At 66.7% G+C, this 12,425-nt stretch carries 14 protein-coding genes; 7 read left to right on the top strand and 7 right to left on the bottom strand.

Going from position 1 to position 12,425, the window contains the following annotated elements; all coding sequences use genetic code 11:
* Nucleotides 1-57 precede the first annotated feature (57 nt).
* Both JOE59_RS11920 and JOE59_RS11915 read right to left on the bottom strand, forming a co-directional pair.
* A complete protein-coding gene (locus tag JOE59_RS11920; protein WP_204460735.1) occupies nt 58-243 on the bottom strand; it encodes a hypothetical protein in 186 nt (61 codons plus the stop codon).
* Nucleotides 240-815, bottom strand: a complete 576-nt coding sequence (locus JOE59_RS11915; protein ID WP_204460734.1) for a helix-turn-helix domain-containing protein — start codon at nt 813-815, stop codon at nt 240-242. The genes JOE59_RS11920 and JOE59_RS11915 overlap by 4 nt, the downstream gene beginning before the upstream one ends.
* A gap of 188 nt (nt 816-1,003) precedes the next feature.
* Here JOE59_RS11915 and JOE59_RS11910 point away from each other — a divergent pair, with 188 nt between their 5' ends.
* The 3 genes from JOE59_RS11910 to JOE59_RS11900 all read left to right on the top strand — a co-directional run bounded on the left by JOE59_RS11910 (nt 1,004) and on the right by JOE59_RS11900 (nt 3,650).
* Nucleotides 1,004-1,612: a carboxymuconolactone decarboxylase family protein gene (locus tag JOE59_RS11910; RefSeq protein WP_204460733.1), complete on the top strand. Its 609-nt coding sequence runs from the start codon at nt 1,004-1,006 to the stop codon at nt 1,610-1,612.
* Nucleotides 1,609-2,484: an RNA polymerase sigma-70 factor gene (locus JOE59_RS11905; RefSeq protein WP_204460732.1), complete on the top strand. Its 876-nt coding sequence runs from the start codon at nt 1,609-1,611 to the stop codon at nt 2,482-2,484. Before JOE59_RS11910 ends, JOE59_RS11905 begins: the two co-directional genes overlap by 4 nt.
* Before the next feature lie 143 nt (nt 2,485-2,627).
* Complete coding sequence (locus tag JOE59_RS11900) at nt 2,628-3,650, top strand: TolB family protein (RefSeq protein WP_204460730.1); 1,023 nt, start codon at nt 2,628-2,630, stop codon at nt 3,648-3,650.
* Nucleotides 3,651-3,714: 64 nt separating this feature from the next.
* On the opposite strand, the gene JOE59_RS11895 is transcribed toward JOE59_RS11900, so the two are convergent.
* Entirely contained in the window at nt 3,715-4,638 is a 924-nt protein-coding gene (locus JOE59_RS11895; protein ID WP_204460728.1) for an EamA family transporter, read from the bottom strand.
* 72 nt (nt 4,639-4,710) lie between these two features.
* Between JOE59_RS11895 and JOE59_RS11890 the strand changes: the two genes are divergently transcribed.
* Nucleotides 4,711-5,649 (top strand): LysR family transcriptional regulator, encoded by a 939-nt coding sequence (locus tag JOE59_RS11890; protein WP_204460726.1) that lies wholly within the window; start codon nt 4,711-4,713, stop codon nt 5,647-5,649.
* Nucleotides 5,650-5,735: 86 nt separating this feature from the next.
* Nucleotides 5,736-6,098, top strand: a complete 363-nt coding sequence (locus tag JOE59_RS11885; RefSeq protein WP_204460724.1) for a hypothetical protein — start codon at nt 5,736-5,738, stop codon at nt 6,096-6,098.
* 103 nt (nt 6,099-6,201) lie between these two features.
* On the opposite strand, the gene JOE59_RS11880 is transcribed toward JOE59_RS11885, so the two are convergent.
* Nucleotides 6,202-6,594: a hypothetical protein gene (locus tag JOE59_RS11880; protein ID WP_204460723.1), complete on the bottom strand. Its 393-nt coding sequence runs from the start codon at nt 6,592-6,594 to the stop codon at nt 6,202-6,204.
* Between the two features lie 193 nt (nt 6,595-6,787).
* On the opposite strand from JOE59_RS11880, the gene JOE59_RS11875 reads away from it, so the two are divergent.
* Together JOE59_RS11875 and JOE59_RS11870 are read left to right on the top strand one after the other, a co-directional pair.
* Nucleotides 6,788-7,459, top strand: coding sequence for a molybdopterin-dependent oxidoreductase (locus JOE59_RS11875; RefSeq protein WP_204460722.1), 672 nt, complete (start codon nt 6,788-6,790; stop codon nt 7,457-7,459).
* A gap of 70 nt (nt 7,460-7,529) precedes the next feature.
* Nucleotides 7,530-8,222 (top strand): SGNH/GDSL hydrolase family protein, encoded by a 693-nt coding sequence (locus JOE59_RS11870; protein WP_204460721.1) that lies wholly within the window; start codon nt 7,530-7,532, stop codon nt 8,220-8,222.
* A 304-nt stretch (nt 8,223-8,526) separates the two neighbouring features.
* Here the strand turns inward: JOE59_RS11870 and JOE59_RS11865 are convergent, their stop codons facing one another.
* The 3 genes from JOE59_RS11865 to JOE59_RS11855 form a co-directional block, all read right to left on the bottom strand.
* Entirely contained in the window at nt 8,527-9,762 is a 1,236-nt protein-coding gene (locus JOE59_RS11865; RefSeq protein ID WP_204460720.1) for an SDR family oxidoreductase, read from the bottom strand.
* A 68-nt stretch (nt 9,763-9,830) separates the two neighbouring features.
* The gene (locus JOE59_RS11860) at nt 9,831-11,435 is read right to left on the bottom strand and encodes an ATP-dependent nuclease (protein WP_204460719.1); all 1,605 of its coding nucleotides are present in this window, start codon (nt 11,433-11,435) and stop codon (nt 9,831-9,833) included.
* A 262-nt stretch (nt 11,436-11,697) separates the two neighbouring features.
* Complete coding sequence (locus JOE59_RS11855; RefSeq protein ID WP_204460717.1) at nt 11,698-12,420, bottom strand: DUF3800 domain-containing protein; 723 nt, start codon at nt 12,418-12,420, stop codon at nt 11,698-11,700.
* Nucleotides 12,421-12,425: the final 5 nt, after the last annotated feature.

The raw sequence follows: 12,425 nt of genomic DNA, 5'->3' as shown, positions 1-12,425 counted from the left end.
TACGAGTCGGCGCCGACCCGCAGGTGCTCCACGCATCGTCATTGTCGTCAGCGCGCGTCAGCCTTCGAAATCCGGTCGCGGCGGTGCCGTCGGAGCCTCGGGAAGGCCGACCTGCAGAATCCGCTCCACCATGCGCACTGCACGATCAGGCAGGAGATCGGTCGGGCTGTCGGACTCGTGGAGCTTTGCGACCAGTTGCCGAAGGCCGTCGATCAGACCGTCGCGGTCGAATCGGGTGGTCACACGCTCACCAGCGTGTCTGCATCGACGAGCACGCCGCGTCGCAGGAACTCCGGCGGAACCCGGTGCAGCTCGGGCGTGAGCGTGTACGGGCCTTCACCGACCGCCCAACGTCGGCCCAGCGAACGCGCCGGGCTGTTCGCCCAGTCGGGAACCGGAAGGCCCTCGGCAACCAGGTGGTGCGCCACGAGTGCGGCGATCGCGGCATCCCACTGCTTGCTTCCCGTGGATTCGGGCTCCGAGATCGTGAGCGCGAAACGCACAGCTCCGTGCTCCGCGAGCAGGTTGTCGCTGAGTTGGATGAATCGCCGGAGCGCGCGGTCTTCACGACCGTCGAGTACTGCGAATCGGATGTCGGCGGCAACGGCCGCGGCGTCGTCGCGAACGCTCGGCACGGCGATGAGGCGATGCCCGGTCGCGCGGAGCGCGCGCTCGACCGCGTCGTACGACGGGTTCTGGTGGCCTCGTTCGATCAGCGAGAGGTGCGATTGCGACAGCTCGGCACGGCGCCCGAGTGCGCCCTGCGTCAGACGACGGCTTTTGCGAGCCGTGCGGATCAAGCTACCTGCGCTCATCGGTTCACCTCCCAGTATTCGATCCATCTCATAATACGCCTGACTCTGTCGGAGCGTCCAGGGGTCAAGCTCTGCTCCGGAGAACTCCTTCGCACCCGGATGTCACAACCACGCGACATCCGGTGTCTTCATGTCGACGGATCATCCGGGAACCGAACCCCGGCCGTCGACGATCGCAGGAGGACATGATGACCACCACGCAGACCCGTATCCCGCCGACCGAGCTCACCGGCGTCTTCGGCACGGTCGTGAAGATCGCCGCCCGTCGCATGGTCGGCAGGGTGCCCGACTCGATGGGCGTGCTCGCGCACCACCCCGCTTTGATGCGGGCCTCGATGGGCATCGGTCGCAAGATCGAGGCGCTCGACGAGCTCGACGAGAACCTCGCGAGCTACGCCGTGATGGCGACGGCGGCCTACATCGGCTGCAGCTGGTGCCTCGACTTCAACTACTACAAGACGCACAACGAGGGCCTCGACGAGGAGAAGGCGCGGCAGGTGCCGAACTGGCGCGCGGCATCCGTGTTCACGCCCCTCGAGCGACAGGTCATGGAGTACGCGGAGGCCATGAGCCAGACCCCGCCCGCCGTCACCGACGAGCTGTCGGCCTCGCTGCTCGACGCACTCGGCCCGGCCGCGCTCATCGAGCTCACCGCCAAGGTCGCGTTCATGAACATGAGCTCGCGCATGAACGTGGCGCTCGGCATCCACTCCGAGGGCTATGCGGATGCGTGCGAGATGCCGCCGCTCGCCACCCGGGCCGGTGCTGCGGCCGACGTCGTAGGCTCGGCCTCATGACCGATGATCCGTTCGTGACGCACCGCGGCCTGCTCTTCACGGTCGCGTACGAGATGCTCGGCTCCGCGGCCGACGCGGAGGACGTGCTGCAGGAGTCCTGGCTGCGGTGGGATCAGGTCGACCGCAGTGAGGTGCGCGATGAGCGCGCGTACCTCGTGCGCATCGTGACCCGGCAGGCGCTCAATCACCTGCGCACGATGTCGCGGCGGCGCGAGTCGTATGTGGGGGAGTGGCTGCCCGAGCCGCTGCTCACGACTCCGGATGTCGCGGAGGACGTCGAGCTGGCCGAGAGCGTGTCGATCGCGATGCTGACGGTGCTCGAGACGCTCGGCCCGACCGAGCGCGCGGTGTTCGTGCTGCGCGAGGTGTTCGACGTGCCGTACGACGAGATCGCGGCGGCCGTCGACAAGTCGCCGGCTGCCGTGCGGCAGATCGCCCACCGGGCGAAGGATCACGTGGCCGCACGTCGCCCGCGGGTCACGGTCGAGCGTGCCGAGCAGGAGGCGGTCGTCGCGAGGTTTCTCGCGGCGGTCAACTCGGGCGACCTGCAAGGGCTGATGGACGTGCTCGCACCCGATGTGGTCTCCGTCGCCGACGGCGGCGGACTGGTGAAGGGTGCCGCGCGCCGGCCGATCCATGGCGCCGACAAGATCGCCCGCTACCTGCTCGGCGGTCTCGCGAAGCTCGCGGTGCCGTTCGAGGCGAGGCCGACGTGGGTGAACGGGCATCCCGCGATCCGCGGTGAGGTCGACGGCGAGCTCGCCGGCGCGATCTGCTTCGAGATCGAGGGCGACCGGATCACGCGGATCTTCTCGATCGCCAACCCGAACAAGCTCGGGCGGCTCGACGAGGCGTCGCAGTTGGTGCGGTGATTCGGCAACGTTTCGCCAATGACGAGGAATACTCGGAAAAGAGGTGACAGTGTCCGCCCAGCGATGAGACAATCGTCGGGTGCCAGCACCGAGTCATCAAGGCTCCGCTGGCCGCCCATGGTCTGGCTCGGGGGGAGCGAGATATGTCGCACGTCGAATCGACCAGGCGGAGCCTGATCGTCATGGTGGCCGTCTTGCTCGCGTCAGCAGGTTGTTCAGCAGGCGATGAAGCCCGGGCCGCCTCGTCATCGCCCGCGTCGGACCACGGATCTGGTCCGGCCGTAGACCATCGTCCGCTCGAGGGGCGGCTGTACTTCACGCGTACCACGTCGGGGGACATGCAGACGATGTTCGTGGCGATCGGCGCGAGCGAGCGGCAGCTCACCGAGCCGGGCGAAGTCTGCTGTATCTTGAGGGCGTCACCTGCGCACAACCGCATCCTGGTCATGCCGGGTGGAGACATCGAGCCGCCAATCACCGGTGGGACCGTCAACCTCAACGGCAACGATTTCGAGCGACTGCCGCTGACAGACCCGACCCTCAACCTCGTCCCGCAGGCGTGGTCGCCAGATGGGTCACGAATCGCCTTCGAGGGTTGGGACGACGCAGATCCTGCCCGGACGGGGATATACACCGCGCGGGCATCTGACGGTGGCGATCTCGTCCGGGTCACCAACCGCCCCGGAGCCCAGCATGATGTTCCGCTGGATTTCTCGCCGGACGGAACACAACTCGTGTACTACCAGTCCATGCACAGTGACCCCGACCCGCACACGGACGGATCGTTGTGGGTCGTGAATGTCGACGGTTCCGACGCGCACCCGATCACGACCGACGCGTCGCGGCCTGCGGATTGGGCCAGATGGTCTCCTGATGGCGAGCGCATACTGTTCGCGAGCGAACGACTCTCGGAGACCGGACCCATCTGGACGGTATCGCCAACGGGTACCGAACTGACCAAGTTGTTCGAGGATCCAGAGGGCGGCTTCGCGCTCGCACCGGACTGGTCTCCGAGCGGCGAAGAGATCGTCTTCGCGTTGGGTATGTCCAACGACGAATTCCTACATCTGCCCAACAGCATCTACGTGATGTCAGACACCGGCGCCGACGTTCGCCTCATCAACGACAGCCAGGACTTCAAGCGCCAACTGGATTGGGTGCGGTAGCAGGAGGCGCGCCGCTACGACGAGCCTTCGCAAACGAGCGGGCCCTGCATGGTCCACCCGAACGTCAGCCGGAGGGAGTCGAGACCGGTTCCGGCAGCGGTGCCGAGCGATCCGCGCGTCGCCGCCCCGGAGCATTGGCGATGAAGACGCCGCCCACGAGCACGAGTCCGCCGATCGTCTCCCAGAGGTTCGGGACCTGGCCGAGCAGCAGGACCGCCGATGCCATCGCCACGACGGGCGCGAGCAGCACCCACGGCACCACCGAGGCGGAGCGGTTGCGCGCGAGCAGCGCGTTGAAGATCGCGTAGCCGACGAGGGTGCAGAGGCCCGCGGTGTACAGCGTCGAGACGATCGGACGCCACCCGAACGCCGCGATGCCGGCGGCGATCGCATCCGGCCCCTCGATGAGCGCCGACAGGCCGAGCGCCGGCAGTGGCACGACGAGCGACGACCACACCGTCAGCGAGAGAGCCCCGAGTCGCTTCGCGGGCGCGACCACGCCCGCCTGGCGTGAGATGACGTTGCCGATCGACCACGAGAGGGCGGCGAGCAGGCACAGCACGACGGCGAGGGCCGGGGCGTCGCCGCCGCGGCCGAAGGCCACGACACCGAGCCCGATGGTGCCGACGAGCACGCCGATGGTCTGCAGGCGACTGGGGCGCTCGCGCAGGGCGAGGGCCGCGACCACGATCGTCAGCACGACCTGCGCCTGCAGCAGCAGGGCCGCGATGCCGGGCTGCAGCCCGAGCGCGATCGACGTGTACAACAGGCCGAACTGCCCGAGGCACATGAACAGCCCGACGCCGACGACGGTCTTCCAACTCGCGAGCGGGCGCGGCACGATGATCGCCGCGAGCGCGACGACCCCGAACCGCACGGCGACGAAGAACAGGGGCGGGATGCCCGCCATGCCCCAGTCGATCACGACGAAGTTGAAGCCCCACAGGGTTGCCACGACGGCGGCCAGCAGCATGTCGCGTCTCGTCATGGATCAACGATCGCCCGCGGCATCCGGAAACACCAGCGATCATTTCTCTGCCTGATTCGGTAGCATCGCTGCATGATCGATCTCGAAGCCGTGGTCGCGCTGCGGGCGGTGGCCACGAACGGAAGCGTCGCGGCGGCGGCCGATTCGCTCGGCTTCACGCCGTCGGCGGTGTCGCAGCAGATCAAGCGGCTCGAACGCGGCACCCGCATCGCGCTGCTCGAACGGGTGGGCCGCGGCGTCGTGCTGACGGATGCCGGGCGTCACCTCGTGACCTCGTCGGCGACCGTGCTCGCCGACCTGGAGCGCATCGAGGCAGACCTGCATCTCGCCGGCGGCGCGGCCGGACCCGACGCCGCCGCCGGTCGCCGGGTCACCGGGGAGGTGCGCATCGGCGCGTTCTCGACCGCGGTGCGCGGCATCCTCACCGACGTGCTCCCGCGCCTGCGCGACGAGCATCCCGAGCTGCGGGTGCCGCTCCGCGAGAGCGAGCCGTGGGAGACCATCGCGCTCGTCGCCTCGGGTCAGCGCGACCTCGGCATCGTGCACCGCTGGGGCGGGGTGGCCCTCGCCATGCCCGAGCCCCTCGTCGAGACGCCTCTGTTCACGGATGTCGCGGACGTGATCCTGCGGCGCGACCACGCGCTCGCCGACCGAACCGAACTGACCCCGACCGACCTGGCCGAGGAGGAGTGGATCGCGACCTTCGACTCGACGATCTGCCGGCAGTGGCTGCGGCGGTTGTTCGACGGCGTCTCGAACGCGCCGCGCATCGTGCACGAGTCGATGGAGTTCGAGAACCACCTCGAGCTCGTGCGTGCGGGCCTCGGGGTCGCGCTCGTGCCGCGCATGGGGCGGCCGCCGCTGCATCCCGATCTCGTCGCGATCCCGACCGTGCGCCCCGCGTCGACCCGTGGTGTCTCGGCGGTGCACCGCCGCAGCCAGGCGGACTCGCCCGCGCTGCAGACGGTGCTCGATGCGCTGCGCGAGGCCACGATGGGGCGCGCCGCCTGACGCTCGTCGGCAGTCCGTTCGAAGATCCACGGTCGATCGGGCGCCGTGCTCTGGACCCGACCGCCGACCGCCGTGACAATGGCCGTATGCACGAAGAGGTGCTCAAGAGGAAGATCGCCAACGCGCTGATCGAAGACGTGACGGTCAATGTGACGATGCCGTCGATTCCGATCCTCCGCGCGGCGCTGGGCGGATTGTGGGTGGGCGGCTGGGTCACCCTCACCACGAAGGCCGTGAGCTTCTCGCCGAACGGCGTGAACCGCTTCATGCAGTCGGGGGAGCTCGACGTCAGCATTCCTCTCGCGCAGATCACCGACGTGACGGTGCTCTGGGGTTTCTTCACGAAGATCGTGGCGGTCACGACGCCCGAGTCGGTGCTGAAGGTGCGCTGCTATGGCGCAGCGCGCTTCGCCCAAGAGATCCGGGCTGCTCGCGACCGCTTCGCGTGAGCGGGAGACTGAGCGTCGTCATGGAGGCAATGATGCGCCTGGGCGCGGTGCGCGGTCGAGTGCGGATTCCCCGACCCGAAGAGATCGAGGCGTGCCAGTCAGCTCAAGGAGACACGCGCGCGCTGACGACCCGCATCGACTCGCCCTGATCACGCACGACGCAGCGGAGAGCAATGTGGCGCACGCGGCCCGAGTCGTCTGAGGAGACGACGGAGCCCGACACCCGCTGCGCGCCGTCGGCCTCGGTGACCCGCAACGCGCGGCTCACATCGATGTCGGAATGTCCGCGCGATTCCAGCTTGGCCTCGATCGCCGACCGGCACGCGGACTCGACGGTCGCCGGTGGCTGCGCGCCGGCCGTCACGACGCCGGTGATCAGGGCGGCCATGCCCGCGAAGGCGAGGGCGGGCACCGCGATGCGCGCCCACAGCGGGGTTCGCGCACGACGACGCGATTGCAGTTCGGGCGCGCTGTCGGCGCCGGATTCAGAGGTCATGCCGACACGGTAGGTCAGGCTGTTCGACGCGGCATCCGTGTGCGGCACTGAATCTCGGTCGGTGCTGGCCCGGACTCCGCGGCGTTCGCGCAGGCCTGCGATTGCGGCATTGCGGCGAGCCCGGTCGCGTACGGCCATCTCGACGTCGAGGATCGTAGAGACGTCATCACCGTATGGACATGAGAGGCGATCCATGGACCTTCCACCCGGGCAGCGTGCCGTGCGCGGATTCCCCCGATTCGGCATCGACCGGGTGAGTCCGCCGCCGAGAGCGCCCGAGGGAATGAACATCGAAGTGAGCGGGCAGCTCGCTCGCCGTGTCTCCGTCGACTTGGACGAGCTGGCCCGTCTGCCTCATCGCGAGGTCGACGCCGACTTCCACTGCGTTGCGGGCTGGTCGGCGATCGGGCTGCGATGGGAGGGCGTGCTGTTCCGCGACTTCTACCAGCTGGTGATCGAGCCCGCGCTCGCCGAGGGCGCGAGGGTGGAATACCTCGTTTTCGTCGGGCTCGACGACTACCGTTCGATCGTGACGCTCGAGGACGCGCTCGAAGTCGACGTGCTGATCGCCGACCGGCTCGACGGCGAGCCCCTTCCTCCAGAGCACGGTGCGCCGGTGCGGCTCGTGAGCCCCCGTCAGTACGGCTACATCAGCACCAAGCACCTCTGTCGGATCGAGTTGTACCGATCGGAGCCCGTCGGTTACTACCACCCGTGGAAGCCCGTCCAACGCGCTTTGAGCGCCGTTCGACCCCACCGGCGGGCGAGGGTCGCGCACGAGGAGCGCCGACGGCACCTGCCGTCCTGGCTGACGCGACAGGTCTATCGGCTGGTCGTGAAGCTGCCGGCTCCGCCGCTGAAGTGAAGGGTCAGGGGCCGCGCGGATCCTTCCGCCCGAACCCGCCGGCTTCGGGCGGACTTCCTAGACTGGCCCCATGGTCGGGGCAGCGGCAGCGGCAGCGGCAGTCGGCGCGGCTGTGCGGTGGGTCGGCGCGGCCGTCGTCGTCTTCGCGTGCGCGAGCATGATCGTCGGATGCTCCGCGCCAGAGCCCGCTGAGGGCACCGGTTCGCCCGAGGCATCCGCTCTGGCCGCTCACGGCACGTTCGCCGCGGTCGGCGACTCGATCACCGACGCCGACAGCGCCGATTTCGCCGCGGGCGACCTCGGCGACGCGTCGTGGGCGAGGTACGTCGTGGACGACGGCTTCGCATTCGCCGGTGGCTGGGCGGAGTGGGCTGCGACGACGGCGATGATGGCCGACTCGGTCGGCCCGGTCGATGCGGACGTGCTCGTGGTGCTCGCCGGCACCAACGACGTCGCGTTCGGTATCCCGTTCGAAGACTCTGCGGCGAACCTCGACCGCATCGTCGAGGTCGTCGGCATCGAGGAGGTCGTCGTCGTATCGATCCCGCCGATGGACGCATTGCCCGCGGGAGCCGAGGCGTACAACGAGCGCCTCGACGGCCTGGCGACGGAACAGGGATGGCGGTTCGTCGACGCATCTGCTGGCCTGCGCACCGCCGACGGACGGTACGGCGAGGGGATGAGTCTCGACGGGCTGCACCCGTCGGCGGAGGGCGCGCGTGTGCTGGGAGAGGCGATCGCCACGGCATTGCGCGAGGGGTGAGCAGCCCGAGCACCCCCAACGGATCAGCCCCGCCCGCCGGCGTGCTGTCAACCCTCTGTAGGCGGCGCTGCTTCCGACTCACCGTCGCGGTCGTCGAGTCGCGTTTCGGTCACATTCCGGCATCTCCTCGATAACGTCTTGCGCGAGGCGGTGACCGGAGTATCGGACCCTGCCAGTATCCGATCATGGGTGTTCGAACAGCCCGATCCCGGGCGATCATGAGCGCGACTCTCGCGGTGTGCGCTGGTCTTTCCCTGACGGGGTGCATGCCGGGGCTGGTGCTCGACGCATGCCCGGCGATCGGCTATCTGTACAACGGTCCGGCCGTGGTCCAATTCGACCCCGCACCACCGGAGTCGGCACTGGTGACGGCATGCTTCGGTGCTGACTGCGAGCCCGCCGGAGTCGACCAGCTGGGCGGCGAGTGGACCGTGCCGCAGGAGGCGCCGTACCTTGGGCCGGGCGTCTTCGGCGACGGTTCCGTGCAGACGTTGCGACTCGTCGTGGTCGATGGCACTCGCGCCCTGGTCGACGACGAGTTCGAGATCCCCGTGGCCGTTGAACGCACCGGGATCTTCGGCCAGTGCACCGGGCCCTTCCAGTTCGAACCGGTACAGGTTTCGCTCGGAGACTGAGCCCGGAGTTCACCGGCTGACCCGCAGGTCCTTCCACCCAACCCGCCCGCCTCGGGCAAGCTCTCCCGAATCTGTTCCGCGGTGAACATGCGCCGGGGAAGCAGGTCGTCGGGCACGGATGCCGCGGGCGGCGCGGCATCCGTCACGCCCTCGGCGAGCATGCGCACTTGGGCCTTCGCGACGAGCGGCACCTTCATGGTCCACTCGGTCACCTGCGCGAGCGCGAACTGCGCCCACACCGGCCACGGCACCACGACCACGCGGCGTCCGAGAACGGATGCCACGCGCCGCACGGCCTTCGACAGCAGGAGAGGCTCGGCGCCGACGACGGCGACGGTCTCACGCGGCATCCGTCCGTCGATCGCGGCGACGAGGATGTCGGTGAGGTCGTCGATCGGGATGGGCCGGATGGGCTTCTCGCGGAAGCCGACGGTCGCGAACACCGGCAGGGTCTGCACGGTGTGGCTGAGGTGGTCGATGAGGTGGTCGCCGCGTCCGTAGATCATGCCGGCCTTGAGGATCGTGTAGTCGAGGCCCGAGTCGCGGATCAGCTCCTCGGCCGCCCATTTCGACTCGTGGTACGGCGACCCGCAGTCGGGCCGCGCCCGCAGGAAGCTCAGCATGATGACCTTGCGCACCCCGGCGCGCTTGGCCGCCTCGATCACGTTCGCGGTGCCCTCGATATGCACCCGCTGGTAGGTCTGGTCGCCGATCTCGCGATTGATGCCCGCGCAATGCGCGACGACGTCGCACCCCTCGAACGCCCGCGTCAGTGCGTCGACATCACTGGTGTCGACGCCGGTGCGACGAGAGATGACGACGGATGCCTCGGGCCCGAGCCGTTCGGCCAGGTGGCGTCCGACGAATCCGGTGCCGCCGGTGATCGCGGTGCGGGGGTGGGTCACGAGGTGAGTCTAGGACGCCGTCCCACTGTGGCCGGGGCTGAATCAGTTTCAGCGAGCGGCACAATCAATCACACAGCGCTGAGGATCGGTGTGACCAGGTCGTGAACCTGCGCTGACCCATGCGTATTCGCGGCCAATGCCGCGCTGACCCATGCCGGGCCATGAACTCCGAGCGTCTTGTTGAAGTCCTCCATCTCGCCCACTGGCACGATGTAGAGACCGACCTTTCCAAGTTCTCTGAGAAGCGATTCCGCCGCGGTATATGAGGACCCTGACGGGACACCCGCGAGGCCCACGTTCTTCAAGGCTGGCCAAAGACCACGTTCATTCGGCACCCTAACAAACGACGTGTATAGGGAATCAAGTGTCGGAGTCCACGTCGCTCCTAATGACTCGACGGTCTGACGCGTGTCTGCTTTGACCCGCAGAACGTCGAAATCCAGAATGGCTCGTGCCTCAACTCCAAGGCTCGTGAGCGCCGCCGCCATTCGAGGAACCCCGGATTTGCCGCCTGAAGGCACGAACAATACATCGTCAGCAATTGACCGCTGCCCTGAGGCAATCGCGAGTTCATCTAACGCTGCACCGTAGAAGCGACAGTCGCCATCCCCCTCGCACATCACTACTCGCTTGTGAAAGAGGCCCTGAACAACGTTTGAATAACGCAGCGCCGGCTGGTCCCACACCTTCTCGACGTCTGTTGGGGAAAGTTGAGTCATATGAGTCGTGTCTCCGTCTCGGTTGAGGCGGACAAAAGTCACGGACGAAGTGGAGGCACCTTCGATTAGGCCCAATACAACGTCTCGGTCGTGCGTAGCAACGATTATCTGGTGGTCGTGTGAGACGGCGCGTTTTGCAAGCCAGCGACCGAGTGCACGAGCTTGGCCCGGGTGAAGAAAGGCTTCCGGCTCATCGATGAGCAGAACGTTTGGGCGATCTGCCATGATCAAGAGCGCCAAGCCAACGAAGCTTCGGAATCCATCCCCTTGCGCATCCAGCGTCGGCAGCTTCGCTACAGCTTCTGCGTACGCTGCTGTGGGTCGATTAAGCGGTGGAACGGGCTCCGTCACCGTCCCGACTCGAAGTCTTATCTCTGGACTGATACGGTCCAGCAGAAGTCCATGACCAAACGTCTCTTCGACCAAGCGGGACAACTCGTCCTCAAGCTCACCGTCCCTCAGGAGGCGTGCGAGAGGGGAATTGATCTTCGCGTAGCCATTGGCTTCGACCGCGCCTGCTGCGTAGTCCGATAAGCCTCCAGCAGAGGTCTGCCGCACAAAAAAGTCTGGGATATTTCCGAGGTACGGATCATCTGGCCCGCCGTACTGATGGGGAAACCAGCCCATGATCTCGGCCACCGTATGCCCGGATTGGCCGGGCGAGGCTGCATAGCGTCCAACCCGTTCGAGGGATTGATTGGCACGGTAAGCGTGTCCTTCAAGCCAGCTCTCGACCTCAGTTGCGGTGCCGGATGGCCTTTCGGCGCTCATATCTGCCAATGTGACCACAGCGACGCCCGGTTGCCCGGTCTTGACTCTGGCCATAATGTCGCGGAGCATCTGCGACTTGCCAGCATTGTTTCCACCAACAATCGCGGTCACGCCGCGGGTTGGAAGCTGAACAATCTCGCCGCCACTCGATTCGACTGCGAGCACCCTGTACCGAATAGCCATGGGTCAAATATGCCCTAGTGCGACTGTTGCGTATTCGAATGCGGCTTGCGGCCAGACTCTCGTGAGAAATGCTGGCCTGCGATCCTGAAGAGATCTCGGAGCCGTTTCCGAGTAGCCCGACCTGTTCGACAAGCTCGATCGGCGTCTGAATCACAGCAGCCGCACGCGTAATCGACGAGGCGGACACGCACCTGTGGAGGTTCGTGACTAGGAACGCATCTCCACGCTCAGGCACCCGACAACTTGCGCGAGCGGCGGCCATTTAGCTCGGCCAAGGTGCCCGCCAGGTCGGCGTGTGTTCTGCGATGACTGTGGCCATCCGCGCAACAGCGGAGTCGGCATCTGGGTGTCCCTGGGTAGCCAGCGTCCGTCGGTGGAGGATAAATGCGACGACGTCAGCGAGCTGAACTCCTGGACTGTCTTTCGAGTCCACGAAGTGCATCGAGTCGATGATCGATACGAGCTGCCGGCCGGGGACTGCGCCTGCGGCCCACGTCTGCATCTCGCGCACCATCTTCACCGCCCGCAGTTGGTGCTCTTTAGCTTCGTCGGCGATTACGATCCGCAGCGCTTGCTGGGTACGCCACCGATCGAGCTTCTCGAGTAGAAATTGAAGAGCCAACAGGTAGGCGTTTTGGTCATAAGTGCCACCGTGTCGTGCGTGAAGCCGACTCTTATCGATGGTTGCGTGGATAACCGAGATGTCGAGCTCTTCGAGTGTGGAAATGACCGCCTCGAATGCCGCGAGCAGTTCGGGGGGCTGTTTGCCTGTCCAATGACCCTTCGCGCTCCACATCTCCCGCGCGTGGAACTCGAACCCAGCAGGTATCCATCCGAGGTGTTCCATCGCGAGCGCATGGAGTCGGTCCGCTAGTGGCTGAACGGCTGTTTCGTCGACAACCACAGCGACGAGAGTGAGTTCGGGTTGCCTACGCGCACCACGCCCCACAGACCCCGTTTCATCGAGGTATACGAGTTCAGCCACGAGAG

It is taken from the genome of Agromyces cerinus (genome assembly GCF_016907835.1).
Classification (GTDB): Bacteria; Actinomycetota; Actinomycetes; order Actinomycetales; family Microbacteriaceae; genus Agromyces; species Agromyces nitratus.
The sequence above is the reverse complement of the archived record's forward strand: the minus strand, read 5'-3'. Positions and strand labels throughout refer to the sequence as shown.

Bases quoted from the DNA above. Each gene is read 5' to 3' on its own strand.
- JOE59_RS11905 (WP_204460732.1), top strand. From the start codon at position 1,609: ATGACCGATGATCCGTTCGTGACGCACCGCGGCCTGCTCTTCACGGTC.
- JOE59_RS11890 (WP_204460726.1), top strand. From the start codon at position 4,711: ATGATCGATCTCGAAGCCGTGGTCGCGCTGCGGGCGGTGGCCACGAAC.
- JOE59_RS11910 (WP_204460733.1), top strand. From the start codon at position 1,004: ATGACCACCACGCAGACCCGTATCCCGCCGACCGAGCTCACCGGCGTC.
- JOE59_RS11860 (WP_204460719.1), bottom strand. From the start codon at position 11,435: ATGGCTATTCGGTACAGGGTGCTCGCAGTCGAATCGAGTGGCGGCGAG.
- JOE59_RS11870 (WP_204460721.1), top strand. From the start codon at position 7,530: ATGGTCGGGGCAGCGGCAGCGGCAGCGGCAGTCGGCGCGGCTGTGCGG.
- JOE59_RS11875 (WP_204460722.1), top strand. From the start codon at position 6,788: ATGGACCTTCCACCCGGGCAGCGTGCCGTGCGCGGATTCCCCCGATTC.
- JOE59_RS11895 (WP_204460728.1), bottom strand. From the start codon at position 4,638: ATGACGAGACGCGACATGCTGCTGGCCGCCGTCGTGGCAACCCTGTGG.
- JOE59_RS11880 (WP_204460723.1), bottom strand. From the start codon at position 6,594: ATGACCTCTGAATCCGGCGCCGACAGCGCGCCCGAACTGCAATCGCGT.
- JOE59_RS11885 (WP_204460724.1), top strand. From the start codon at position 5,736: ATGCACGAAGAGGTGCTCAAGAGGAAGATCGCCAACGCGCTGATCGAA.
- JOE59_RS11900 (WP_204460730.1), top strand. From the start codon at position 2,628: ATGTCGCACGTCGAATCGACCAGGCGGAGCCTGATCGTCATGGTGGCC.
- JOE59_RS11915 (WP_204460734.1), bottom strand. From the start codon at position 815: ATGAGCGCAGGTAGCTTGATCCGCACGGCTCGCAAAAGCCGTCGTCTG.